This is a genomic window from Enterobacter sp. SLBN-59, assembly GCF_024807915.1.
In the GTDB taxonomy this organism is placed as follows: Bacteria; Pseudomonadota; Gammaproteobacteria; order Enterobacterales; family Enterobacteriaceae; genus Enterobacter; species Enterobacter asburiae_B.
In genome coordinates this window covers 2,990,401-3,015,816 of record NZ_JANUFI010000001.1, presented here as the reverse complement: position 1 = coordinate 3,015,816, position 25,416 = coordinate 2,990,401, and the positions used below count along the sequence as shown (strand labels likewise).

The 25,416-nt window shown below is 58.7% G+C and carries 25 protein-coding genes; 12 read left to right on the top strand and 13 right to left on the bottom strand.

All coding sequences use genetic code 11. The annotated features are described in order from the left end of the window. Positions 1-40: 40 nt before the first annotated feature. From M2422_RS14360 to M2422_RS14350, 3 genes are all read right to left on the bottom strand, one after another. Positions 41-487, bottom strand: coding sequence for a GNAT family N-acetyltransferase (locus M2422_RS14360; RefSeq protein WP_064673032.1), 447 nt, complete (start codon positions 485-487; stop codon positions 41-43). A 64-nt stretch (positions 488-551) separates the two neighbouring features. Continuing rightward, complete coding sequence (gene tisB, locus M2422_RS14355) at positions 552-641, bottom strand: type I toxin-antitoxin system toxin TisB (RefSeq protein WP_023309830.1); 90 nt, start codon at positions 639-641, stop codon at positions 552-554. Positions 642-743: 102 nt separating this feature from the next. Then, positions 744-1,052 carry a hypothetical protein gene (locus M2422_RS14350; protein ID WP_166670494.1) on the bottom strand — a complete coding sequence of 103 codons (309 nt, stop codon included), beginning with the start codon at positions 1,050-1,052 and terminating at the stop codon, positions 744-746. A 308-nt stretch (positions 1,053-1,360) separates the two neighbouring features. Here M2422_RS14350 and M2422_RS14345 point away from each other — a divergent pair, with 308 nt between their 5' ends. From M2422_RS14345 to nepI, 11 genes are all read left to right on the top strand, one after another. Then, complete coding sequence (locus M2422_RS14345) at positions 1,361-2,074, top strand: hypothetical protein (RefSeq protein ID WP_064673033.1); 714 nt, start codon at positions 1,361-1,363, stop codon at positions 2,072-2,074. A 196-nt stretch (positions 2,075-2,270) separates the two neighbouring features. Beyond that, positions 2,271-2,750 (top strand): type VI secretion system tube protein TssD, encoded by a 480-nt coding sequence (locus M2422_RS14340; RefSeq protein WP_064673034.1) that lies wholly within the window; start codon positions 2,271-2,273, stop codon positions 2,748-2,750. A 107-nt stretch (positions 2,751-2,857) separates the two neighbouring features. After that, the gene (gene ivbL, locus M2422_RS14335) at positions 2,858-2,956 is read left to right on the top strand and encodes an ilvB operon leader peptide IvbL (RefSeq protein WP_057979964.1); all 99 of its coding nucleotides are present in this window, start codon (positions 2,858-2,860) and stop codon (positions 2,954-2,956) included. Between the two features lie 106 nt (positions 2,957-3,062). After that, positions 3,063-4,751, top strand: a complete 1,689-nt coding sequence (gene ilvB / locus M2422_RS14330; RefSeq protein WP_064673035.1) for an acetolactate synthase large subunit — start codon at positions 3,063-3,065, stop codon at positions 4,749-4,751. Positions 4,752-4,754: 3 nt separating this feature from the next. Next, a complete protein-coding gene (gene ilvN / locus M2422_RS14325) occupies positions 4,755-5,042 on the top strand; it encodes an acetolactate synthase small subunit (RefSeq protein WP_033144334.1) in 288 nt (95 codons plus the stop codon). Between the two features lie 98 nt (positions 5,043-5,140). Next, positions 5,141-5,734, top strand: a complete 594-nt coding sequence (gene uhpA / locus M2422_RS14320; RefSeq protein ID WP_032626676.1) for a transcriptional regulator UhpA — start codon at positions 5,141-5,143, stop codon at positions 5,732-5,734. Next, positions 5,731-7,236 (top strand): signal transduction histidine-protein kinase/phosphatase UhpB, encoded by a 1,506-nt coding sequence (gene uhpB, locus M2422_RS14315; protein ID WP_064673036.1) that lies wholly within the window; start codon positions 5,731-5,733, stop codon positions 7,234-7,236. The genes uhpA and uhpB overlap by 4 nt, the downstream gene beginning before the upstream one ends. Beyond that, positions 7,229-8,548: an MFS transporter gene (locus M2422_RS14310; protein WP_033144332.1), complete on the top strand. Its 1,320-nt coding sequence runs from the start codon at positions 7,229-7,231 to the stop codon at positions 8,546-8,548. The genes uhpB and M2422_RS14310 overlap by 8 nt, the downstream gene beginning before the upstream one ends. Before the next feature lie 140 nt (positions 8,549-8,688). After that, positions 8,689-10,080, top strand: coding sequence for a hexose-6-phosphate:phosphate antiporter (gene uhpT, locus M2422_RS14305; RefSeq protein WP_023333957.1), 1,392 nt, complete (start codon positions 8,689-8,691; stop codon positions 10,078-10,080). A 110-nt stretch (positions 10,081-10,190) separates the two neighbouring features. Next, positions 10,191-10,643, top strand: coding sequence for a DUF1198 domain-containing protein (locus M2422_RS14300; RefSeq protein ID WP_021242696.1), 453 nt, complete (start codon positions 10,191-10,193; stop codon positions 10,641-10,643). 102 nt (positions 10,644-10,745) lie between these two features. Next, on the top strand, positions 10,746-11,936 hold the full coding sequence (gene nepI, locus M2422_RS14295; RefSeq protein WP_039260374.1) for a purine ribonucleoside efflux pump NepI: 1,191 nt from the start codon (positions 10,746-10,748) through the stop codon (positions 11,934-11,936). Positions 11,937-12,049: 113 nt separating this feature from the next. Here nepI and M2422_RS14290 read toward each other — a convergent pair whose 3' ends face one another. The 6 genes from M2422_RS14290 to M2422_RS14265 form a co-directional block, all read right to left on the bottom strand. Beyond that, on the bottom strand, positions 12,050-12,955 hold the full coding sequence (locus M2422_RS14290; protein WP_029741863.1) for a DMT family transporter: 906 nt from the start codon (positions 12,953-12,955) through the stop codon (positions 12,050-12,052). Positions 12,956-13,105: 150 nt separating this feature from the next. Beyond that, positions 13,106-14,485 carry a carbohydrate porin gene (locus M2422_RS14285; protein WP_033144328.1) on the bottom strand — a complete coding sequence of 460 codons (1,380 nt, stop codon included), beginning with the start codon at positions 14,483-14,485 and terminating at the stop codon, positions 13,106-13,108. Positions 14,486-14,621: 136 nt separating this feature from the next. Continuing rightward, positions 14,622-14,924 carry a PTS lactose/cellobiose transporter subunit IIA gene (locus tag M2422_RS14280; RefSeq protein ID WP_029741865.1) on the bottom strand — a complete coding sequence of 101 codons (303 nt, stop codon included), beginning with the start codon at positions 14,922-14,924 and terminating at the stop codon, positions 14,622-14,624. A gap of 5 nt (positions 14,925-14,929) precedes the next feature. After that, complete coding sequence (locus M2422_RS14275) at positions 14,930-16,306, bottom strand: glycoside hydrolase family 1 protein (protein ID WP_064673037.1); 1,377 nt, start codon at positions 16,304-16,306, stop codon at positions 14,930-14,932. A gap of 17 nt (positions 16,307-16,323) precedes the next feature. Beyond that, positions 16,324-17,649 (bottom strand): PTS sugar transporter subunit IIC, encoded by a 1,326-nt coding sequence (locus M2422_RS14270; protein WP_023309840.1) that lies wholly within the window; start codon positions 17,647-17,649, stop codon positions 16,324-16,326. Between the two features lie 11 nt (positions 17,650-17,660). Continuing rightward, complete coding sequence (locus M2422_RS14265) at positions 17,661-17,975, bottom strand: PTS sugar transporter subunit IIB (protein WP_039260376.1); 315 nt, start codon at positions 17,973-17,975, stop codon at positions 17,661-17,663. A gap of 293 nt (positions 17,976-18,268) precedes the next feature. On the opposite strand from M2422_RS14265, the gene M2422_RS14260 reads away from it, so the two are divergent. Next, complete coding sequence (locus tag M2422_RS14260; protein ID WP_033144326.1) at positions 18,269-19,219, top strand: LacI family DNA-binding transcriptional regulator; 951 nt, start codon at positions 18,269-18,271, stop codon at positions 19,217-19,219. 61 nt (positions 19,220-19,280) lie between these two features. Here the strand turns inward: M2422_RS14260 and M2422_RS14255 are convergent, their stop codons facing one another. From M2422_RS14255 to M2422_RS14240, 4 genes are all read right to left on the bottom strand, one after another. Beyond that, positions 19,281-19,577: a YicS family protein gene (locus M2422_RS14255; RefSeq protein ID WP_023309843.1), complete on the bottom strand. Its 297-nt coding sequence runs from the start codon at positions 19,575-19,577 to the stop codon at positions 19,281-19,283. A 121-nt stretch (positions 19,578-19,698) separates the two neighbouring features. Further along, positions 19,699-21,063, bottom strand: coding sequence for an efflux transporter outer membrane subunit (locus tag M2422_RS14250; protein WP_064673038.1), 1,365 nt, complete (start codon positions 21,061-21,063; stop codon positions 19,699-19,701). Continuing rightward, complete coding sequence (locus M2422_RS14245) at positions 21,063-24,173, bottom strand: efflux RND transporter permease subunit (RefSeq protein ID WP_064673039.1); 3,111 nt, start codon at positions 24,171-24,173, stop codon at positions 21,063-21,065. The genes M2422_RS14250 and M2422_RS14245 overlap by 1 nt, the downstream gene beginning before the upstream one ends. After that, positions 24,173-25,294: an efflux RND transporter periplasmic adaptor subunit gene (locus tag M2422_RS14240; protein ID WP_064673040.1), complete on the bottom strand. Its 1,122-nt coding sequence runs from the start codon at positions 25,292-25,294 to the stop codon at positions 24,173-24,175. The genes M2422_RS14245 and M2422_RS14240 overlap by 1 nt, the downstream gene beginning before the upstream one ends. Between the last annotated feature and the right edge of the window lie 122 nt (positions 25,295-25,416).

The following is a 25,416-nucleotide window of genomic DNA, read 5'->3' as shown; positions in this document are numbered from 1 at the left end:
CACTTAACTGTAACATTCACACCCTGATGCTGCCAGCCGGTTACACGGCACAAAAAAGGCGGTGCGTCACCCGCGGTTCGTCCGAGACCAGCGTAAAACCCGCCCGATTATAAAACCCGTAGGCACTGTCCGGCGCGTGGGTATTCAGGAAATCAAACCAGATGCTGGCATCGGCCATCACCACGGTTAAAAGCTGTTTGCCAATGCCCAGCCCGCGGCACTTCTCGCTGACGTAGAGATGGCGAATACGTCCGGCGCGCGGCTGCTGGCTGAACGGATCGCGGTTGAGGCCGCACACGCCGACCAGCCTGCCGTTGAGAAACGCGCCCAGCAGCTTTTCTCCCGGCGCGTTAAAGCGGTTCTCGCCGCGCTGCCAGTTCTCTTCCAGCCTGCGCAGCATGTTGAAATTCAGTGCGATACTTTCAGCCTTCAGGGCGATATACCCCGGTTCATCCGGTGTGACGGGCTCAATTAACAGACGCGACATAGCATTCCCTCGTTATTAAAGAGGGGCGGTTGCCCGCCCCTCTCAGGTGCGACTTGAACCTGAATTACCGAAGGAATTTCAGGACAGCATCAAGCAGTTGCAGTACTGCAACAATGAGTTTGAGGATAAGTATCACCATATCCACTACGCTCATACGCGTCTCCTTTTGGTTAAAAGGAGCACGATGCTGGCGTACCTTTCCGCCGCCTGTTGCCAGCACCTGGATTGACGTAACACAGTGTGCTCACTTCAGGGGTTAAGGCACTGACGGCACCACCCGTTTCAGCCAGGACTTCGTTGCGCCGGTAAAACTGCGGCCCCCTCGCTCACTGCGAACACCCTCAGTATAGATAAATACTGTATGCATGAACAGTATTTTTTGGACAAAATCAGGAAGGCGATCCATACTCAAAAGCGTCAAAATCCGTGCCGGAATTGCGCGTTCGTCTTCGATCGCGTATACTTTTTGCGTTGACGTAACACAGTGTGTTCTGCGGCGACCAACCGCAAAACCCTGATAAAAACCTCGCTCCGGCGGGGTTTTTTGTTTTCTGATGTGCCTCATAAAAAACTGCTGGATGAGCGAGGGTTCTGCTGTTTGGCTTCGATGTGGGCTAGCCGGATCGCTTAAGCCGCTCTGTTTAATGGAGAGGTATTAGATTCATTTTGTAAGATAACACCACTTAATGTGTAAACTAATATAACTTACTAATACCTCTCAAGTAATTTAATTACTTCGCGTATAACAATAATAAATAAAAGTGAGTCAATTTATTTTTTACGTGAATGTTTAGTTGAAATAATTTCACTTATTTGAAACTCAGCGCTTTCCAATGTATATTTCCAGAGTCGCAAATATTGTATGGATACATTATGCAAGCATCTGATTATTTAAAGATGAAGTTCCAGAGTGACAGGCAGTTGGCTATTTATGGACAGCAAGGCGTTGCAGGGACATGGAGAGCATTAAAGGGGATCGGTTCTGATATTTACTCAGGAATCGAACGCGTAAGCTGGTACTCATCATGCTTAATCCCTAGCTATCATGATGTGTGTGATGAGCTTCTCTCAGAAGAAAAGAGGATGTATCTCTCAATTCTCTCGCTTTACCGTTATCGCGATGTAATAGAACACATGCTCTATCTTTATTTTGAACGTGTTATTACCGATTCTGAAAATGGAAATGAACAAAATCGCGTTCGTAAGATGGATTCAAAAGTCACCGGGCTTGTTAAAAACATACCAACAAACAAGGCCGCGCGTTTAGCGATAGCATTGGGGCTGGCCAAATCCCTTTCCGAATCTGGCCTGCTCTCTGAAATCGTCGTCGAACGGCTTGCACGCCGCGTACCTAACGTTGTCATGGCGCTTCAATTGATTGGAACGGAACAGAAGTGCGTTTTTGCTGCCCGTCGCCTGAAAACGTTGGACCCCAGGTATTACGCGACCCTGTATGCCGCACAACTGGAGATGCTTTACTACTTTTTTGAGCCTTTCCTGTCTGAACTCATTAAGAAGGTGCAAATGGGATTCTATAAGGATTTCGATGCAATTTATGACGACTTAAAGGACAAGGAGCATGTTTAAGAGTCTGCTATCAATTCTGTTTTCGGATGTTTTATTCCCCGTTTATATTTTTGCGTGCGCCTCTTTGTTCCTGTGGTTGATGCCTGACCACTGGGTATTACTAACATTCATTTCTATTGTTGTATTTATTATTGTGCATCCGATAATTTTCGGCCGCTTTGATAAGTACGATTAAATTTTATAAAAAGGATTTTATATGTCAAACCCAGCTTATTTGTTTCTAACAGATGAACAAGGTTCTCCCATGGTTGGACCTTGCCTTGTGTCAGGGCGTGAAGGTGCAATTGAACTCAAATCGTTCACTCATAATGTTAACATTCCAGTCGACGGGAATACCGGAAAATTGACGGGGACGCGCATACACATGCCCGTCATGTTTCAGAAGGAATTTGATCGGGTAACCCCGATTTTATTTCGGGCGCTGAGTACAGGAAGAACGCTCCAGTCAGCCACCATTAAGATGTACCAGATTAATGAGGCGGGTTTAGAACAGGAATATTTTAATATCCTCCTCGAGAATGTGAAAATCACCTCAATCACACCAGACCTGTACCCAGGCGCAAACACCGGAACACACCTTGAGACGGTTCTCATCCGCTACGAGAAAATCACCTGGAAGCATTGCGACGGCAATGTCATCTATAGTGACTCCTGGAATGAGCGAGCAACTTACTGAAACGTGATCCCTGACGCATTTTTGCGCAGATGAAAATATTTCCATTGTCACACCCGAAAACCTGTGTTTGTATAAATTCCATCAATGATTCCAAACACAGGTCCCCAATGACTTCATCCATCTTCACTTCGACCCTACTAAAAACTGCGCAACCAGCCGCAGTGGTCGTCGTGCGTGTGGTGGTGGTCGTCGGCAATGCGCCGTAGGGACTGGATCAACACACGAATCCAAAACCCCGCCGGCGCAAACCGGGCGGGGTTTTTCGTTTAGGACCCTCCCCGGAACGTCGGCCCAGAAGAAAAGGACTGGAGCATGGCAAGTTCGGGCACAACATCCACCACGACGCGTTTTACTGGCGCGCAGCTGATCGTTCATCTGCTGGAACGGCAGGGCATCACCACGGTTGCGGGTATCCCGGGCGGCACGGTGCTGCCGCTGTACGATGCGTTAAGCCAAAGCACGCAGATCCGCCACGTGCTGGCGCGCCACGAGCAGGGGGCAGGCTTTATTGCTCAGGGCATGGCGCGTACGCAGGGCAAACCGGCGGTCTGTATGGCCTGCAGCGGCCCGGGCGCAACCAACCTGGTGACCGCCATCGCCGACGCGCGTCTCGACTCCATTCCGCTGATCTGCATTACCGGCCAGGTACCGTCCTCGATGATCGGCACCGATGCGTTCCAGGAAGTGGACACCTACGGCATCTCTATCCCCATCACCAAACATAACTATTTAGTTCGCGACATCAGCGAGCTGCCTCAGGTTATCAGCGATGCGTTCCGCATTGCGCAGTCTGGCCGCCCGGGCCCGGTGTGGATAGACATTCCTAAGGATGTCCAGACCGCTGAGATCGAGATCGACGTCCTGCCGGAGCCGGGCGAGCGTGCCCCCGCGCCGGAATTCAGCGCTGAGAGCGTGCGCGATGCCGCCGACATGATTAACGCCGCCAAACGCCCGGTGCTCTATCTGGGCGGCGGAGCGATTAACGCTGCGGATGAAATCCGCCAGTTTGCAGAGAAAGCCAACCTGCCGACCACCATGACTCTGATGGCGCTGGGCATGCTGCCTAAAGCGCACCCGCTCTCTCTCGGCATGCTGGGCATGCACGGCGCGCGCAGCACCAACTACATCCTGCAAGAGGCTGATTTGCTGATTGTTATGGGCGCGCGTTTTGATGACCGGGCGATCGGCAAAACCGAGCAGTTCTGCCCGAACGCCAAAATCATCCACGTGGATATTGACCGCGCCGAGCTGGGTAAAATCAAGCAGCCGCACGTGGCGATTCAGGGCGACGTGGCCGAGGTTCTGGCGCAGCTGATCCCGCAGACGGACGCAGCCGACCGCGCCGACTGGCGCCAGCTGGTGGCCGATCTGCAGCGCGAGTTCCCGGGCGCCATCCCAACCGAAGGCGACCCGCTGAGCCACTACGGACTGATCAACGCCGTGGCAGCCTGCGTGGACGACAGCGCAATCATCACCACCGACGTGGGCCAGCATCAGATGTGGACCGCCCAGGCCTACCCGCTGAACCGTCCGCGCCAGTGGCTGACCTCCGGCGGTCTGGGAACCATGGGCTTCGGCCTGCCCGCAGCCGTGGGTGCGGCGCTCGCCAACCCGGACCGCAAGGTCATCTGCTTCTCCGGCGACGGTAGCCTGATGATGAACATTCAGGAAATGGCGACCGCGGCCGAAAATCAGTTAGACGTGAAAATCATCCTGATGAACAACGAGGCGCTGGGGCTGGTGCATCAGCAGCAGAGCCTGTTCTACAAGCAGGGCGTGTTTGCCGCGACCTACCCGGGGATGATTAACTTCATGCAGATTGCCGCCGGCTTTGGCCTGCACACCTGCGATCTGAACGCCGAAGAGGATGCCCACGCGGCGCTGCAGGACGCGATTTCTCGCCCCGGCCCGGCGCTGATCCACGTGCGTATCGACCCTGAACAAAAAGTGTATCCGATGGTGCCGCCGGGAGCGGCAAATACTGAGATGGTGGGAGAATAAGCCATGCAGAAACAACATGATAACGTCATTCTGGAACTCACCGTCCGCAACCACCCTGGCGTCATGACCCACGTCTGCGGGCTCTTTGCCCGCCGGGCGTTTAACGTGGAAGGCATTCTCTGTCTGCCGATTCAGGGCAGCGAGCACAGCCGCATCTGGCTGCTGGTCAACGATGACCAGCGTCTGGAGCAGATGATGGCGCAGATCGACAAGCTGGAAGACGTCACCAGAGTGGCGCGCAACCAGTCCGATCCCACCATGTTTAACAAAATTGCGGTGTTTTTCGAATAAATCGCTTAAGGTAAGCGCCCTGGTCGGCCTGCAGGCGTCGCGCTTGCAGGCCGGATAAGCGCAGCGCCATCCGGCGCTTTCAGACCGCAGGAAGACACATGACCACCATCGCTCTCATCGACGACCACCTTATCGTCCGCTCCGGCTTTGCCCAGCTTTTAAACCTCGAACCGGATTTTCAGGTTGTGGCCGAGTTTGGCTCCGGTCGCGAGGCGCTGGCGGGCCTGCCGGGGCGCGGGGTGCAGGTCTGTATCTGCGACATCTCGATGCCGGATCTCTCCGGGCTGGAGCTGCTAAGCCAGCTGCCGAAAGGGATGGCGACGATCATGCTGTCGGTCCACGACAGCCCGGCGCTGGTCGAGCAGGCCCTCAACGCGGGCGCGCGCGGCTTTCTCTCCAAGCGCTGTAGCCCCGACGAACTGATCGCCGCCGTGCGCACTGTCTCCACCGGCGGCTGCTATTTAACGCCGGATATCGCCATCAAGCTGGCGGCCGGACGTCAGGATCCGCTCACCCGGCGCGAGCGCCAGGTGGCTGAGAAGCTCGCGCAGGGGATGTCGGTGAAAGAGATTGCCGCCGAGCTGGAACTGTCCCCGAAAACCGTGCACGTCCACCGCGCCAACCTGATGGAAAAACTCAACGTCAGCAACGACGTCGAGCTGGCGCGCCGCATGTTTGACAGCTGGCAATGAGTTCCGCTTTTTCACGGCTGATCGCCGTCGTCGCCAGCTTTTTTATCTTCTCCGCCGCCTGGTTTTGCCTGTGGAGCATCAGCCTGCACCTGGTGGAACGCCCGGAGCTGGCGGTGCTGCTGTTTCCCTTCGGCCTGCGTCTGGGGTTAATGCTCCAGTGTCCGCGCGCCTACTGGCCCGTTTTGCTCGGTGCTGAATGGCTGATGCTGGTCTGGCTGGCGCAGGAGGTTGCCCTCGCGCACCTGCCCTTATTGATGACCGGAAGCGTGCTCACGCTTCTCCCGGTTGCCCTCATTTCCCGCTACCGCCACCAGCGCGACTGGCGCACGCTGCTGCGTCAGGGGGCGGCGCTGATTGCCGCCGCGCTGCTGCAGTCGCTTCCGTGGGTAGGCGAGAAGGAGATGCTCAACGCCCTGCTGCTGACCCTCACCGGCGGCCTGACGCTCGCGCCAACCTGTCTGGTGATCTGGCACTACCTCACAAGCACCGTCTGGCAGCCGCTCGGCCCGGCGCTGGTTTCCCAGCCGGTGAACTGGCGCGCCCGGCACCTCATCTGGTATCTGCTGCTGTTTGTGGTGAGCCTGTGGCTCCAGCTTGGCCTGCCCGCCGAGCTTTCTCGCTTCACGCCGTTTTGTCTGGCGCTGCCGATTATCGCCCTGGCCTGGCACTACGGCTGGCAGGGGGCGCTGATCGCCACGCTGATGAACGCCATCGCGCTGATCGCCAGCCAGACCTGGCACGATCACCCTGTGGATTTACTGCTCTCCCTGCTGGCCCAAAGCCTGACCGGGCTGCTGCTCGGCGCGGGCATTCAGCGCCTGCGCGAGCTGAACCAGTCCCTGCAAACCGAGCTGGCGCGCAACCGCCGTCTGGCGGAGCGTCTGCTGGAAACCGAAGAGAGCGTGCGGCAGGAGGTCGCCCGCGAGCTGCACGACGATATCGGCCAGACCATCACCGCTATCCGCACCCAGGCGGGCATTGTCCAGCGCCTGGCGGCGGAAAACGCGGGCGTGAAGCAGGGCGGAGCGCATATCGAACAGCTTTCGCTGGGCGTCTATGACTCCGTTCGTCGCCTGTTAGGACGGCTGCGCCCGCGCCAGCTTGACGACCTTACGCTGGAGCAGGCGGTGCGTTCCCTGATGCGCGAGATGGAGCTGGAAAGCCGCGGAATAGTCAGCCATCTCGACTGGCGCATTAACGAATCTACGCTCAGCGAAGGCCAGCGCGTGACGCTGTTCCGCGTCTGTCAGGAAGGGCTGAACAATATCGTCAAACACGCCAGCGCCAGCGCGGTTACCATCCAGGGCTGGCAGCAGGACGACAGCCTGAAGCTGATAATTGAAGACGACGGCTGCGGCCTGCCGCCGGGTTCCGGCCAGCAGGGCTTTGGCCTGGCGGGCATGCGCGAGCGCGTGAAGGCGCTGGGCGGCACGCTGAACCTCTCCTGCACCCACGGGACGCGCGTCAGCGTCAGCCTGCCGCTACGGAGTTACCATGTTTAAAACCCCTGCCAGCGCCGCGCCGATTGGCGATAAAGCGGAAATCGACGCCCGCTACCGCTACTGGCGTCGCCATATCCTGATGACCATCTGGCTCGGCTACGCGCTGTTCTACTTCACCCGCAAAAGCTTCAACGCCGCCGCGCCGGAAATCCTCGCCAGCGGCGTGATGACGCGCACCGATATCGGCCTGCTGGCGACGCTGTTTTACATCACCTACGGCCTGTCGAAGTTCTTCTCCGGCATCGTCAGCGACCGCTCCAACGCGCGCTATTTCATGGGCGTTGGGCTGATCGCCACCGGGGTGGTGAATATCCTGTTTGGCTTCTCGACGTCGCTTTGGGCCTTTGCCCTGCTGTGGGCGCTGAACGCCTTTTTCCAGGGCTGGGGCGCGCCGGTCTGCGCCCGCCTGCTCACCGCCTGGTATTCGCGCAACGAGCGCGGCGGCTGGTGGGCAATCTGGAACACCGCGCATAACGTCGGCGGGGCGCTGATCCCGATGGTGGTGGGGGCGGCGGCGCTGCACTACGGCTGGCGCGCGGGGATGATGATTGCCGGTGGCCTGGCGATAATTGCCGGGCTGTTTCTCTGCTGGCGCCTGCGCGACCGGCCGCAAACCGTCGGCCTGCCTGCGGTGGGCGACTGGCGGCACGACGAGATGGAGATTGCCCAGCAGCAGGAGGGCGCGGGGCTGACCCGCAGGGAGATCCTCACCAAATACGTGCTGAAAAACCCGTACATCTGGCTGCTGTCGCTCTGCTACGTGCTGGTCTATGTGGTGCGCGCGGCCATCAACGACTGGGGCAACCTGTACATGTCCGAGACGCTCGGCGTGGATCTGGTGACCGCCAACTCGGCGGTGACGATGTTCGAACTGGGCGGGTTTATCGGCGCGCTGGTGGCGGGCTGGGGCTCGGACAAGCTGTTCAACGGCAACCGTGGACCGATGAACCTGATTTTCGCCGCCGGGATTTTGCTCTCCGTCGGCTCGCTGTGGCTGATGCCGTTCGCCAGCTACGTGATGCAGGCGGCGTGCTTCTTCACCACCGGCTTCTTCGTGTTTGGCCCGCAGATGCTGATCGGCATGGCGGCGGCAGAGTGTTCCCACAAAGAGGCGGCAGGCGCGGCGACGGGTTTTGTCGGGCTGTTTGCCTACCTCGGCGCATCGCTCTCCGGCTGGCCGCTGGCGCGGGTGATCGACGTCTGGCACTGGAGCGGATTCTTTGCGGTGATCGCCATCGCGGCGGGGATTTCCGCGCTGCTGCTGCTGCCCTTCCTGCATGCGCAGGCGCCGCGCGAGGTGAGCGAAGCGTGATGCGTCTCACCTTTTCGCCCCGAGTGGCGCAAAACCAGGAAATTTTCCCGGTTTTACCTGGACGCTGTCTCAGGCATCTCTCCCGGCTGATTTTTACAATGCCTGCCATTCGCAGGTAAAAATCAGCTCAGGAGCAAACCATGCTGGCCTTCCTCAACCAGGTGCGCAAGCCGACCCTGGATCTGCCGCTCGACGTGCGGCGCAAGATGTGGTTCAAACCGTTCATGCAGTCCTATCTGGTGGTCTTCATCGGCTACCTGACCATGTACCTGATCCGCAAAAACTTTAACATCGCGCAGAACGACATGATCTCAACCTACGGGCTGAGCATGACGCAGCTGGGGATGATTGGCCTGGGCTTCTCCATCACCTACGGCGTGGGTAAAACCGTCGTTTCCTACTACGCGGACGGCAAAAACACCAAGCAGTTCCTGCCGTTTATGCTGATCCTCTCCGCCATCTGTATGCTCGGCTTCAGCGCCAGCATGGGCGCGGGCTCCGTCAGCCTGTTCATGATGATCGCCTTCTACGCCCTGAGCGGCTTCTTCCAGAGTACCGGCGGGTCGTGCAGCTATTCCACCATCACCAAATGGACCCCGCGCCGCAAGCGTGGTTCGTACCTCGGCATGTGGAACATCTCCCACAACCTAGGCGGGGCGGGTGCGGCAGGCGTGGCGCTGTTTGGCGCAAACTACCTGTTCGACGGCCACGTGATCGGCATGTTTATCTTCCCGTCGATTATCGCCCTGATTGTCGGCTTTATCGGCCTGCGCTACGGCAGCGACTCCCCGGAATCTTACGGCCTCGGCAAAGCCGAAGAGCTGTTCGGCGAGGAGATCAGCGAAGAGGACAAAGAGACCGAAGAAAACGAGATGTCCAAATGGCAGATCTTTGTTGAGTACGTGCTGAAAAACAAAGTGATCTGGCTGCTGTGCTTCTCAAACATCTTCCTCTACGTGGTGCGTATTGGCATCGACCAGTGGTCGACCGTATATGCCTTCCAGGAGCTGAAGCTCTCTAAAGAAGTGGCGATTCAGGGCTTCACTCTGTTCGAAGTGGGCGCCCTGGTCGGCACCCTGCTGTGGGGCTGGCTCTCGGATCTCGCCAACGGCCGTCGTGCGCTGGTGGCCTGCGTCGCGCTGGCGTTGATTATCGCCACGCTCGGCGTCTACCAGCATGCCAGCAACCAGTACGTTTACCTGGCGTCCCTGTTCGCGCTCGGCTTCCTGGTGTTTGGCCCGCAGCTGCTGATCGGCGTGGCGGCAGTCGGCTTCGTCCCGAAAAAAGCGATCGGCGCCGCCGATGGGATTAAGGGCACCTTCGCCTACCTGATCGGCGACAGCTTCGCCAAGCTGGGTCTGGGGATGATCGCCGACGGCACGCCAATTTTCGGCCTCACCGGCTGGGCGGGCACCTTCGCGGCGCTGGATGCGGCAGCCATCGGCTGTATCGTCCTGATGGCGATGGTAGCGGTGCTGGAAGAACGTAAGATCCGCCGTGAAAATCGTGCGCAGAAATTAAAAACAGCCTGAGTGTGCAGGTAACTTCTTTGCCCGGTGTGTGATGCCGGGCTTTTTTATGGCTGTCGCTGTCGACGCCGTGCGTTTCCCGCTATGATGAGCGGCTATTCATAGGAGAACGCATGGTCTGGATAATGCTGGCAACGCTTGCCGTGGTGTTTGTGGTGGGATTTCGCGTCCTGACCTCAGATTCCCGCCGCGCCATCAAACGTTTGAGCGAGCGTCTGGGGATCACCCCGATGCCGGTCGAGTCGATGATCGACCAGTTCGGTAAAACGCCCGGCAATGAGTTTATCCGCTACCTTGAGCGGCCGGACGAGGCGCATCTGCAAAACGCGGCGCAGGTGCTGCTGATCTGGCAGGTTTGCATTGTCGACGGCAGCGAGGAGAACCTGCACGCCTGGCACCGCATGCTGCGTAAAGCCCGCCTTGCCGCGCCGATTACCGATGCGCAAATTCGTCTGGCGCTTGGCTTCATGCGCGAGATGGAGCCCGATCCGCAGGAGCTAAACGCTTTCCAGCTTCGCTATAACCAGCTCTTCCTGCCGGAAGAGGGCGTGTTTTACCTGCACTGATCCCCTGTAAAAACGACAAAAGTTGTCAAATCGTTAAATCCGTCACACTTTTGATGATAAACTGCGCGACTTTTCCGCACGTTTTTATCTTCAGGTGACGCCATGACAGAACATATCCAGCCCACGACCAGACCGCAGACCAAAGAGGTTTCTCGCCCCAACTGGTCGGCCGTTTTCGCCGTGGCGTTCTGCGTCGCCTGCCTGATTACCGTTGAGTTTCTGCCGGTGAGCCTGCTGACGCCGATGGCGCAGGATTTGGGCATTTCTGAGGGCGTGGCGGGGCAGTCCGTCACCGTTACCGCCTTCGTGGCGATGTTCGCCAGCCTGTTTATCACCCAGGTGATTGGCACCATCGACCGCCGCAAGGTGGTCATTCTGTTCAGCGTGCTGCTGACGCTCTCCTGCCTGCTGGTCTCCTTCGCGGAAAGCTTCACCCTGCTGCTGCTGGGGCGCGCCTGCCTGGGGCTGGGATTAGGCGGTTTCTGGGCGATGTCGGCCTCGCTCACGATGCGACTGGTGCCCGCGCGGACGGTGCCAAAAGCGCTTTCCGTTATCTTCGGTGCGGTCTCTATCGCGCTGGTGATTGCCGCGCCGCTCGGCAGCTTCCTCGGCGGGATTATCGGCTGGCGTAACGTCTTCAACGCCGCGGCGGTGATGGGCCTGCTCTGCATCATTTGGGTGTGGAAAGCGCTACCGTCGCTACCGGGCGAAGCGGCGCACCACAAACAGAACATGTTCGCGCTGCTGAAGCGCCCCGGCGTGCTGGCGGGGATGACCGCTATCTTTATGTCCTTTGCCGGGCAGTTTGCCTTCTTTACCTATATCCGCCCGGTGTTTATGACCATGGCGGGCTTTGACGTGGACGGCCTGACGCTGGTGCTGCTGAGCTTTGGTATCGCCAGCTTTGTCGGCACCTCGCTGTCTTCCCAGTTCCTGAAACGCTCCCTGAAGGTGGCGCTGGCGGGTGCGCCGCTGGTGCTGGCAGCGAGCGCGGCGGTGCTGGTGCTGTGGGGCAGCGATAAGTGGGTGGCGTCTGCCATCGCGATTATCTGGGGGTTGGCCTTTGCGCTGGTACCGGTGGGCTGGTCGACGTGGATCACCCGCTCGCTTGCCGATCAGGCGGAAAAAGCCGGGTCGATTCAGGTGGCGGTGATCCAGCTGGCAAATACCTGCGGCGCGGCCATTGGCGGCGTGGCGCTCGACCATTTGGGGCTGACGTCACCTCTGGTGATCTCCGGCACGCTGATGCTGCTGACCGCGCTGCTGGTGGCGGGGAAGGTTAAGGCGAAGTAAGTCAATTTCCCCCCTCACCCCGGCCCTCTCCCCAAAGGGGCGAGGGTGAAAAGACAGCACCGAGCCGTCCCCTCTCCCCTGTGGGGAGAGGGTTAGGGTGAGGGGACATCAGGCTACGCCGATGTCTGAACCCGTCTTCTCGAATCCATTGAAATCAACACTACCGACGACACAATCAATAGCGTCCCCAGCCAGTCCGGCAGGGTGAACGCCACTCCCAGCAAAATCACCGACAGCAGCGCGCTGCTCAGCGGCTCGGCGCAGCTCAGAATGCTCGCCTTCGGCCCGCCAATCATCTGCGCGCCTTTCAGATACAGGCTGAACGTCAGCGCGGTGCCAATCACCACCAGGTAGAAAAACGCCAGCAGCAGGCTGCCGTCAATCACAAAGGTGGTCCCGCGTCCGGCGTAGAACGGCGTCAGCATTAGCCCGGCGATCAACATGCTCCAGCCGACAATCGGCAGCGTGCCGTAGCGGGCGATCAGCGTTGACGGATACGTCGTGTAAAACGCGGCGGCAAACGCCGATGCGATGCCGAAGAACAGCGCGGCAGGCGAGATAGAGAGCGAGGTTGGGTCGCCGTGGGTGACCAGCAGAAACGTACCGACAAGCGACGTCATGATGGCCGACAGCACAAAGACGCCGGGGCGCTTTTTCCGCGCCAGGGCGAACCAGGCCACGATAATGGTCGGCGAGAGAAACTGCAGCACGGTAGCGGTGGCTGCGTTGGATTTCTCAATCGTCAGCAGGAAGGTGAGCTGCACGGTGAGCGCGCCGACGAGTGAGAAAATCAGCAGGCTGAGGGCGTCTTTGCGATGTTTGATGACCGAGAAAATCTTGTCGCCGTGCACGAAGGAGAGCGTCAGCAGGATCACGCCGGTAAACAGCAGGCGAACCATGGTCAGGTAAGGCGAAGAAATGTGGCTTTTCTCCATGATGTACTGCGCGCAAACGCCGGAACTGCCCCATAAAACGGCGGCGATCAGGACGTTTAGCATCCCTTTACGTGTGGAACCCATTTTCTCCCCTGCGATGTTGTCGTTAATTCGGTCAACAGCATAGCATGGTTGCGTGCGGCCTGATGCCCTCACCCCGGACCGTACACCCACGGGGAGAGGGAGCAAACACTAAAAACGGCAACTTGCGTTGCCGTTTTGCTTCTACCTTGCCTAGAACCACGCCTCCCACATCGCGCCGACGTTGAAGTCGTCGAGCGTTTCGTCTTTGGTGTTGTTCACGCGCGCGGTGCGTTCGTTATCCACTTTGCCGCCGGTCACGTAGAAGCGCAGCATCGGGCGGAACTCCGGCCCCATGGCGATAGACATGTTCTGCGACAGGGTCAGCTTCCAGCCCTTGTTGTCGCCACCGTTGTCGTAATCCACGTGCTGCCAGCCCGCTTCCAGCCAGGTGGAGTGAACGTCGTTCCACCAGTGCATCGGTCGCACGATGGCGTTGTAGTTTTTGCGGTTGTCGGTCTTATCGCGGCTGTTGTCGTAGTCGTGGAAGGCGAGGATGTACTCCACCTGCGTGGCCTGGGTGAATTTGTACAGCCCTTCGAAGCTGGCGTAGACCGTGGTCAGATCCTCGGTTTTGTTGAACACGCTGTTGTCCGCGTTATCGGAGTAGCGGGCGATCACCTTGTTCACGCCGCTGTCGTTGGTGTGGCTCAACACCACGCCGCCTTGCCACGCGTTCAGACGCTCGTCGCTCTCCACCGCCTTGGAGTCAAAGCCGTAGTTGGCGTACAGCTCCATGTCGATCGGGCCAAGCTTCATGCCGTGGATTTTTGAGGTCGCGGCGTAGTTGCCTTTGTCGCCCGTGCCGGAACCGCCGGTACAGGTGATGCGCGACGGGTTGGCTTCATCTTCCATCACTTCCGGGCTACAGGATTCCACCGCCGCCACGGCGGCCACGTCGAACTGCACGCCGCCGATGTCGAAGTTCTTCACCCCGGCGCCCTGGCCGTCGTGGTTCATCCAGAAGTAATCGTTGATGCCCTGCTGCGGACGCTGGTGGAAGTCACGACCTGCCCAGAAATAGGCGTTCGGGTTGGAGGCCATAATGTTGGTCACCCCCGCGTAGGCTTTTTTCAGGTTAACTTCGTCGCCCCAGTGATCGATCATCACGTTAACGTCCCAGATGGCGCCGTTTTCACCCTTAAAGGCCTTGGAGAGCTGGAATTCCCCGCCGTTGCCTTCGTTGCCCAGACGACCAATGGCGGACGCGCCGTTGTACGAGCCGTCCACCGCCACGTATTTCTGATCGGCGGCCTGGAAGTGCGCGCCGTAGCGGGCGTAGCCGGTAAATTTAATTCCGAACGGGATCGCCATATCCGGAGATTGCGCCGCGCTTTGCGGCTCGGTCACCACGTCCGCTTTTTTCGCGACCGCCGCATCCATTTTAGCCTGACGTTCGGCCAGGGCTTTATCCACCGCTTTCGCCACAATGGCGTCGATTTGCTCCTGGGTGAATTCCTGCGCGAGCACGGAAATTGGGCAAAGCGCGGCGATAACCGCCATGGTTAATGGAAGTTTTTTAATCGTATTCATGGTTATCTCAATATAGTTTAATTTTATTCAGACAATAACCATCCCGCTCCGATCTGACAGAGTATGTCGCTATCATCAGAACAAGTGGATCTCTATTTAGGGTACAGAGGTATTACAATAATTATTTCGCCATAGACTATCTCTGATATAAATGAATAATTTCTTCGGACAGTTCACGCGCTAATAATGAATTCATTAAGTGATCCTGCGCGTGCACCATAATTAACGTCATCGGCTGGCGGCCTTCACCCGCATCCTGCTCGATCAGTTTGGTCTGCATCTTGTGCGCCTGGCGCGCGTAGCCGTCGGCTTCGCGCAGCAGGCTTTTGGCTTCGTCAATGTTGCCCTGACGCGCCGCGTGCAGCGCTTCAAAGCACAGGCTGCGGGACTGTCCGGCATTGACGATAATTTCCATTACGGCTTCTTCTAATGCGATCATCATCATTACTCTTTTTCAAAACTATTATTTAACGCGGTAGCGGCAAACCACTCTCCGCTTTTCTTAATGGTGCGTTTCTGCGTCTCTAAATCGAGCTGGATAAATCCGTAGCGATTTTTATACGCGTTGCACCACGACCAGTTATCAATAAACGTCCACATATGGTAGCCGAGACAATTGCACCCTTCGCTAATACCCTTATGCAGCCAGGCTAAATGTTCGGAAATAAACTCGATGCGGTATTGATCGTTAATCTGGCCATTTTCAATAAAACGCTGCTCGTTTTCGACGCCCATGCCGTTTTCAGAAATAAAGCAGCGTGGGTTGCCGTAATTGTCGCGCAGGTTAACCAGAATATCGTAAATACCCGGCTCGTAGATTTCCCAGCCGCGGTACGGGTTCATCTTGCGGCCCGGCATCTCGTAATTATCGAAGAACCACTCCGGCATAAACGGCGCCTGCGGGTTCACCGCGCTGTCGCGACACTTCACGCGACGCGGCTGATAGTAATTCACGCCGAGCAGGTCGATTTTCCCTTCCGCAATCAGGAAGCCGTCTTCCGGTTTACAGGCGGGTAATTGATCGCAGGATTTCAGCAGCGCTACGAGATCTGCCGGGTATTCGCCGCGCAGGACCGGGTCAAGGAAGCTGCGGTTAAACATCAGATCCGCGATGTGCGCCGCCTTCACGTCTGCCGGGTTCTGCGAACGCGGGTACGACGGCGTCAGGTTCAGCACGATGCCAATCTCCCCCGCGTAATGCCCGGCGCGGTAGGCCTGAACCGCCTTCGCATGGGCCAGCACGGTGTGATACGCCACGGTGGCTGCCCGACGAAAATCCACCACGTTCGGGTAGTGGAAATCGTAGAGATAACCGCCTTCCACCGGCACGATCGGCTCGTTGAAGGTAAACCAGTGCAGCACGCGATCGCCGAACAGCTCAAAGCAAATCTGCGCATAGCGGGCGTAGGCGTCCACCACGTCGCGGTTTTCCCAGCCGCCGATCTCCTGCATCGCCATCGGCATGTCGAAATGGAACAGGGTCATAAACGGCGTGATGCCCTGTTCATTCAGCTCATCAATGACCTGATTGTAAAAATCGACCGCTTCCGGGTTCACTTCACCGATACCGTCAGGGATCAGGCGCGCCCAGCTAATCGAGGTGCGAAAGCTGTTGTGGTTCAGCTGCTTTAACAGCTGAATATCCGTTTTCCAGTGCTGATAAAACGTGGAGGTCTGCTGCGGCCCCACGCCGCTGTGAAAACGGTTCGGCTCGCGGGCAAACCAGTAATCCCAGGTGGTTTCCCCCTCTCTTGCCCCTTCCGTCTGGAGAGCGGAGCTTGCGCTGCCCCACCAGAAATTATCGGGAAATGCGTATTTCATGACTCTTCCTCTTTGACTTAATTGCTGGCGGTCTCGGCGGCGCCGACGGTTGCCTGGGCCTTCTGCTCTTCGTTTTTGATGAGCGTACGCTCATAGGCGCGCAGGAACGGCAGGTACATCAGCGCGGACATCACCATACAGACCAGGCACATCACCACCGGGCTCAGCGCCCAGTTTGCCGCCCACGAGGCGCCAATCGGTGCAGGGGTGGTCCACGGGGTTAACGAGACGACCTGCGCCAGCCAGCCGAGTTTGGTTGCCGCGTACGCCAGGCAGGCGTTGACCAGCGGAACGAACACGAACGGGATAAACAGCATCGGGTTCATGATGATCGGCGCGCCGAACAGAATCGGTTCGTTGATGTTGAAGAAGCTTGGCACCACGCCCATTTTGCCGATGGTGCGCAGGTGGGTAACGCGGCTGCGCAGCAGCAGGAACGCCAGCGGCAGCGTGGAGCCTACGCCGCCAATCAGCAGGTAGTGATCCCAGAAGCCCTGGAGGTAAACGTGCGGCAGCGCCGCGCCGGCCGCCAGCGCCGCCTGGTTTGCCGAGAGGTTCGCCATCCAGAACGGGTTCATGATGCCGGTGACGATCAGCGAGCCGTGAATACCGGCGAACCAGAAGATCTGACACAGCAGCACGGAGAGCAGAATGGCGGGCAGGGAGTCAGACGCGGACACCAGCGGCTCAAGCAGGTGCATGATCGCCTGCGGGATAATCATCCCGGTCTGCGCTTCGATGAACAGGTTCAGCGGGTGCAGCGTGCCGATCACCACCATCACCGGGATCAGGATCTCAAACGAGCGCGCCACGCCGGTTGGCACTTCCTTCGGCAGGCGAATGGTCACGTTGTTCTGCTTCAGCCACGCGTAAACGCGTGTGGCGTAAATGGCGGTGATCAGCGCGGTGAAGATGCCCTGGCCGGAGAGATACTGGGTCGAAATTTTGCCGTCGGCATACGGCGCGGCGACCAGCAGGAAGGCCATAAAGGCCAGCAGGCCGGACATCACCGGGTCGAGGTTGAACTGACGCCCCAGGCTCGCCCCAATTCCCACCGAGATGAAGAAGGTCATCACGCCCATGCTGAGGTTAAACGGCAGCATCAGCTGTTCGCGATAGGTCTGGGAGAAATCCAGCCAGCCGCGGGCAAAGCTGTTGGTGGTATCCGCCGAGAAAGGCGGGAAGATGAACACCAGCATAAACGAGCCGATGATCATAAACGGCAGCGCGGCGGTAAAGCCGTCGCGGATGGCAATCACATACTTTTGCTGGCCCAGCTTGGCGGCCAGCGGGGTAATTGACTGCTCAATCACCGCGACCATGGATTGATATAACGAACTCATGTGAACACCTTTTAGTGTGCCGCTTCGATGAGCGACAGAGCATAGTCCAGTACTTTATCGCCACGCTGCATGCCGTAGTCCATCATATCGATGGGCTGCACCGGAATGCCTTTCGTAGCCGCCTTGTCTGAGAGTGTCTTTAACATGTATTTCACTTGCGGTCCGAGAAGGACAACCTGGTATTGCGGAAACTGCGTATCAAATTCGGAAACACCGTACGCATCAATCTTCACCGGCAAACCACGTTCTTTCGCGACATCGACCATTTTGCTGACCAACAGGCTGGTGGACATCCCGGCAGAGCAGCACAGCATAATCTTGAACATCGACAACCATCCTCTAAATGTAAAAAGTTATTGCGAGGATGATTGGACATTATACGGAAACCGGTTTCCATTCATAAAAGACAGAAGTGTGACAACCATCAAGATCCCTTACTTATGAGGCTAATTAACCGGATGTGGGTCACATAATTTGGCCGTTTTGACATCATTTTGAGTGGAAACGGAAAATCGGTTTCCATGGAAAACGGAAACGGATATACTCCGTTCTGGCTATAATGTGAGCCGAAGCGGTGATGGAATTTGCAGGCGCGAGGTAAGCCTGCCAGGGGAAAGAGATGTCGACAATCAATGATGTATCACGTCTTGCCGGGGTGTCTAAAGCCACGGTATCGCGAGTGTTGAGTGGGTCGCGTGGCGTAAAGGAAGCCAGCCGTCAGGCCGTTCTGAAGGCCGTGGATGAGCTGAACTATCGTCCCAACGTGATTGCCCAGTCGCTGCTGAGCCAGTCGACGGGCTGCATTGGAGTCATTTGCGCGCAGGAAAATATTAACCAGACCACCGGATATCTCTACGCGCTGGAAAAACAGCTCAGCCAGCATCAAAAACACCTCCTGCTGCGCTTCGCGCACAGCAAGGCGGAAGTGATGCACGCCCTTGAAGAACTCTCCTGCGGACTCTGCGATGATATCCTGGTGATTGGCGCCCGTTTCCCGCTGGACGTGGAGATGGACAACGTCATTCTGGTGGACTGCATGGAGTCTGATAATTCCAACAGCATTCAGTTCGATCACGCCTTTGCCGCCGAAACCGCCTGTAACTACCTCACCAGCCAGGGGCGTCGCCAGATTGCGCTGATCCACCCCCACGGCAGCGGTTTTGCCGACCAGGTGCTGCTCGGCTACAAGCACGCGCTGGAGAAAAATTTCCTGCCCTTTAATCGCAGCCTGGTCTTTATGGACGCGACTTCTTCATCTGTTGCGCTGCAGGAGCTGCTTAACAACGCCAGCACCCTGAATTTCAACGCGCTGCTGGTGGCGGACGAGCAGGAAGCCCAGCGGGTGATCCCGCAGCTGCAGGCGTTTAATAAATCGGTGCCGGACGACATCATGGTCTTCAGCCTGGCCGGATCGCTGCACCTGCCGGGCATTCCGGTGATCCCGGCGATTGAATATTCCATGGACGCGATGGCGGCGCGCATTGTGAGCTGGCTGACGGAGAAAACGCAGATGCTCGGGTCCTATGTTCTGCGCGGGGATCTCATCATTCCGGATATGCGGAAGCGTTAAACATGTTGTGTAGGCCGGGTAAGGCGCAGCCGCCACCCGGCGAGAAGCACGTTTCCAGCTCTCAATAATCTTCCATACAATCCACCTGACCAATCGCCCCCCAGTAGGCATCCAGGTTGTCGCGCTTCACGGCGGTAATGGCATTTTTGATCAGCAGCTGATTGGCCTCGGACGACAAAATCATCTCCTGCCAGGCTTTATCGCTCTGCTTTTTCTGTGGCGTACAGGTTTTCTTAATATCTTTAAGGACCTGCTGCTTTATTTGCGCCTCTTTCGCGGGGTCATCCTTTTCCTGAGCATGGACAAACGCGGCGAAGAGCAGACAAACCAGCAGGCAGACCAGGTGCGCAGCTTTCATCAACAACCCCCTTTAGAAGTCACATGCTTCCCATGAAATATATCGTTACATTCAGTGTAGCGACGCCAGCCGAAAGTATGAATTTTCTCTTCACCGCCTGTCATGAACTTCCCGGCAAGCGCTACTGAAGACCGCCCCCCAGCGACTGCCACAGCGTGATGCGGTTTTCCAGGTCGGTTTGCTGCAGCGCGATCAGCGATTCCTGCGCCGACCACAGCGACCGCTGCGCGGTCAGTACCGTCAGATAATCCCCCGCGCCCGCCTTATAGCTGCGCGTTGCCACGTCCAGTGTTTTTTGCTCCGCCGCGACGTATTCGCGCTGGGCGTCGAGCTGTTCGCTCAGGGTTTCTCGTCGCGCCAGCGCGTCGGCCACGTCCTTAAACGCGCTCTGGATGGTTTTCTCATAGGTAGCGATCAGCCCCTTCTTCTCCGCTTCCGCGTAGCGCAGCTGCGCCAGGTTGTTTCCGCCGCTAAACAGCGGCAGGGTGATGGACGGCGCAAACGACCAAACCTTCATCCCGTGGCTGAACAGGGAGGAGAGCGAGTCGCTGCCGACGCCCGCGCTGGCGGTGAGTGAAATGGTCGGGAAGAAGTTGGCGCGCGCCGCGCCGATGTTGGCGTTGGCGCTCAGCAGGTTATGCTCGGCCTCCTGAATGTCCGGGCGGCGCAGCAGCGCGCTGGAGCTGACGCCCGCCGGGATCAGCGTGATGGCGTTATCGCTCAGGCTCTCCAGCGTGCCGGGCAGCAGGTTCTCCGGCACCGTATTGCCCGCCAGCAGATTAAGGGCGTTTTTGTCCTGCATCACCAGCGTCCGGTAGCTCGCCACGCTGGCGCGCGCCTGCTGATACACCGCCATCGCTTCACTGACGTCCGTCGCCGCCGCCACGCCCACTTCCTGCTGGCGCTTCACAATCTTCAGCGAGTTCGCGGCGCTCTCCATCGTGGATTTCGCCAGCGCCAGGTTGCTGTTATCCGCCGCCAGCGTCACCCAGGCCGTGGTCAGCTCGCTGACCATCGTCAGGCGCGTGTTCTGCGCGGTGAACTCGCTGGCAAGCCAGGTTTCACGCGCGGCGCGGGAGAGGCTCTGGTTGCGGCCAAACAGATCCAGCTGGAAGCTGGAGACCGCGCCGTTGGCTTCATCGCTTGTCGCGACGCCGCTTGCCAGCGTGCGGCTGCGGGTGTGGCTCAGCTCCGCGTCCACCGTCGGGAACAGGGACGAGCGCGTTTCACCGTACTGGGCGCGGGCGGCGTCGATATCGGCAATCGCTTTTTGCACGTCGCGGTTGCTGTTCAGCGCCATCGTCACCACGCTTTTCAGCCGCGCATCGTTCATTACCTGCTGCCACTGGCTCACCACGGCGGTGGCTTCGCCGTGCGCGCCGGGCAAGGTTGCCGGGACGGGCGCGTCCGGGCGTTGATACGTTGGGTCTAACGACACACAGCCTGCGCTCAGCAGGGCTAGCGCTAAAACAGATACACGAAACATTATGACCTCCGGTTCGCGTGTTTACCGGAGAACAGTCGTTTCACCAGTACAAAGAATAAGGGGACGAAGAAGATCGCCAGCAGCGTCGCGGCCAGCGTCCCGCCGATAATGCCGGTACCAATTGCCACGCGGCTGTTGGCGCCTGCACCGGTTGCCACGGCCAGCGGCGTAACCCCTGCGATAAACGCCAGCGAGGTCATGATGATCGGCCGCAGACGCGTCTGGGCGGCACGCAGTGCGGCGCGCGTCAGAGAGTACCCTTCAGCGACTTTGGCTTCGGCAAACTCGACAATCAGGATCGCGTTCTTCGACGACAGGCCGATAGTGGTTAGCAGCGCCACCTGGAAGTAAACGTCGTTGTTCAGGCCGCGCAGCGAGGCGGCCATGGCCGCGCCCAGCACGCCAAGCGGGATCACCAGGATGACCGAAATCGGCACCGACCAGCTCTCATACAGCGCTGCCAGGCACAGGAACACCACCAGGATGGAGAGGGCATACAGGCTCATCGCCTGACCGCTCGCCAGTTTTTCCTGCAACGACAAACCGCTCCACGCCCAGGTGCTGCCGGACGGCAGGCTGTTTGCCAGCTGCTCCATTTTGCCCATCGCCGTGCCGGAGCTGGCGCCGCTGGCGTTTTCACCCTGAATCTCATACGCCGCCGAGCCGTTGTAGCGCACCAGGCTTTCCGGGCCGTACTCCCAGCGGGTGGTGGCAAAGGCGGAGAACGGGGTCATGGTGCTGTCACTGCCGCGCACAAACCATTTGTTGAGATCCGACGGCACGGCGCGGGTGTCGCTGTCGCCCTGGATGTAGACCTTTTTCACGCGGCCGCGATCGATAAAATCGTTCACGTAGGTCCCGCCCCAGGCGCTGGAAAGGGTGTTGGTAACGTCGCTCAGGGACAGCCCCAGCGACACGGCCTTGTTGTTATCGATATCCACCTGAAGCTGCGGCATCTGCGGCAGATCGTTGGCGCGCACGGCGTGCAGCGAGCTGTCCTGATTGGCCTCGCCAATCAGCTGGTTACGCAGCTTCAGCAGCGCGTCGCGGTCGGTGCCGCCGCTGGCCATCAGCTCAAAGGTAAAGCCGTTGCTCTGGCCCAGGCCGTCCACCGCGGGCGGCGTCATGGCAAAGATGGTCGCATCGCGGATGGTGCTCAGCTCCTGCGTGGCGCGCAGGGCGATGGCCTGAGCGGTATTCTCATCGCCTTTACGTTCGGACCAGTTTTTCAGGGAGACAAACGCCATCCCGGCGTTCTGGCCGCTGCCGCTAAAGCTGAAGCCTTCAATGGTGAAGATAACGTTGGTGTTGGCTTTCTCTTTCGTGAGGAACCACTCGCGCACCTGGCGGCTGACTTCGGCGGTACGTACCGTCGTTGCGCCCGCTGGCAGGGTGTACTGCACCATGATTTCGCCCTGATCTTCCGTTGGCAGGAAGCTGCCCGGCAGCTTAAGCATGGCGAAGCCCATCGCGCCGCAGAGCAGGGCATAGATAACCAGCATGCCGCCGGAACGGCGCAGGGCGCGCAGCACCTTGTTCTGATAGCCGCGCTCGGTCCTGCTGTAGAAGCGGTTAAACGCGCCGAAGAAGCCCTTTTTGTGCGGCGCCGTGTGGCTCAGAATCGAGCCGCAGAGCGCGGGCGTCAGGGTCAACGCCACCACCACGGAGAGGAACATTGCCGAAATGATGGTGACCGAGAACTGACGGTAAATCACCCCGGTGGAGCCGCCGAAGAAGGCCATCGGCAGGAATACGGCAGAAAGCACCAGCGCAATGGCAACCAGCGCGCCGGAGATTTCGCCCATCGATTTTTCGGTGGCTTCCCGCGCGGGCAGGCCTTCGTCGCGCATAATACGCTCGACGTTTTCCACCACCACGATGGCGTCATCCACCAAAAGCCCGATCGCCAGCACCATTGCAAACAGCGTCAGGGTATTGATGGAGTAGCCGAACAGCGCCAGCACGCCAAACGTGCCCAGCAGAACCACCGGTACCGCCAGCGCCGGGATCAGCGTCGCGCGGATGTTTTGCAGGAACAGGTACATCACCACCACCACGAGGATAATGGCTTCGAACAGGGTCTGAATCACGTCCTCAACGGAGATCTTGATGAACTCGGTGCTGTCTTTCGGGTAGGCCACGTCGTAGCCTTCCGGCATCGACTTTTTGAACTCGGCAATCTTGTCTTTTACCGCCGTGGCGGTGTTGAGCGCGTTCGCACCCGGTGAGAGCATGACTGCCATACCCGCCGCCGGGTGGCCGTTGAGCTTCGCGGTGGCGGTATAATCTTCGCTGCCCATCTCCACGCGGGCGACGTCGCTGATGCGCACCACCGCGCCGCTGGACTGGCTCTTCACGATGATGTTTTTAAACTGATCGACCGTCTGCAGGCGCGACTGGGCGCGGACGGTGGCGGTCAGCTGCTGGGCGTTCGACGAGGGCAGCGCGCCGATTTTACCGGCGGAAACCTGCACGTTCTGGGCTTCAATCGCGCTCTGCACGTCGGACGGCATCAGCGAGTAGGACGCCAGCTTCGCCGGGTCAAGCCAGATGCGCATGGCGTATTCCGCCCCAAACACCTGCAGGCTGCCGACGCCCTCCACGCGCGCCAGCGGGTCCTGCATGTTACTGACCAGCCAGTCGGCGATATCCGAGCTGCTGGCGGCGTCGGTTTTGTCATACACGCCCATGATCAGCAGGAAGTTGCTCTGCGATTTCTCGACGGTAATGCCGGACTGCTGCACCTCGGTCGGCAGACGCGATTCCGCCTGCTGAACCTTGTTCTGCACCTGCACCTGGGCGGTGTCCGGGTCGGTTCCCTGCTCGAAGGTGACGGTAATGCTCACCGACCCGTCCGAGCTGCTGGTGGAGGTGAAGTAGAGCAGGTTATCCAGCCCGGTCAGCTGCTGCTCGATCACCTGCGTCACGCTGTTTTCCAGCGTCTGCGCGGAGGAACCGGTGTAGGTGGCGGAGATTTTGATCGACGGCGGGGCGACGTCCGGGTACTGCGCCACCGGCAGCGTGCGGATCGCCAGCATCCCGGCGAGCATGATAAGAATGGCGATAACCCAGGCAAAGACCGGGCGACGCACGAAGAAGCGGGAAAACATCAGGCTTTTCCTCCACTGGCTTTCATCTCTTCGGCCTTCACTTCCTGCCCGGGAGTCACTTTGTCGGTACCTTCCACAATCAGCCTGTCGCCCGCCTTCAGGCCGCTCAGCACCAGCCATTTGTCGCCGTAGGTGTCGCCCGTCTCCAGCTGACGCTGCTCGACCTTATTGCTGGCATTCACCACCAGCGCGGTGGCGGTGCCTTTGGCGTCGCGGGTGATGCCCTGTTGCGGTGCCAGGATCGCGTCGTTCATGATGCCTTCATCTACCCTGGCGCGAACGAACATCCCCGGCAGGAGCTGATGCTGCGGGTTCGGGAAGACGGCGCGCAGCGTGACCGAGCCGGTTGATTCATCCACCGCCACTTCGGTTAACGCCAGACGGCCTTTCTCGCCGTAGGTGCTGCCGTCTTCAAGGATTAGCGACACGCTTAGCGTATCGCTATTGGTGGCAAGGGTTTGCCTGCGTAAACGCAGCAGATCGGCGCTGGAACGCGTGAGATCGACGTACATGCTGTCCAGTCCGCGAACGGTGGCGAGCGCGGTATCCTGCTGGGCGGTCACCAACGCGCCGGGCGTGACGGAGGAGATGCCGATGCGTCCGGCAATCGGCGCGGTAACGGTGGTCCAGTTGAGGTTAATGCGCGCGCTCTCCTGCGCGGCCTTCTTTGACTCGACGCTGGCCTTGTCCTGCGCGCAGGTGGACTGTGCGTCCTCTGCGTCCTGGCGCGACACGCCGTCGTCTTTCACCAGCTGCGCATAGCGCCGGGCCTTCTGGCAGTCGGCCGCTACCAGCGCCTGAGCCTGCTTCAGCGCCGCGGCGGCTTCATCAAACGCCGCGCGGTAGCTGGAAGGGTCAATTTGATACAGCGCCTGCCCGGCTTTCACGGTATCGCCTTCGGTGAACAGCCGCTTCTGGATAATGCCGCCCACCTGCGGGCGCACTTCGGCGCTCATGGCGGCGGCGGTGCGGCCGGTCAGCTCGCTGAAGACGGACACCGGCTGGCTCATGAGGGTGACAATCCCCACATCCGGAAGAGGACGTTGGGGAGCAGATGTTTGCGCATTATCGCACCCGGTCAGGAGAAATAATGCCGCGATGGAGGTTGTTATGTTTTTCATAATCTTTTTCCAGGGTGAACGACACCAGCCCCGTTAATGGCTTAACGGGGAGGAGGGCTATTTAAAGGCACAGCGATACCGCATCTCTGGCTGAGCCAGAAATGTAAAAAAGGGGAATTACT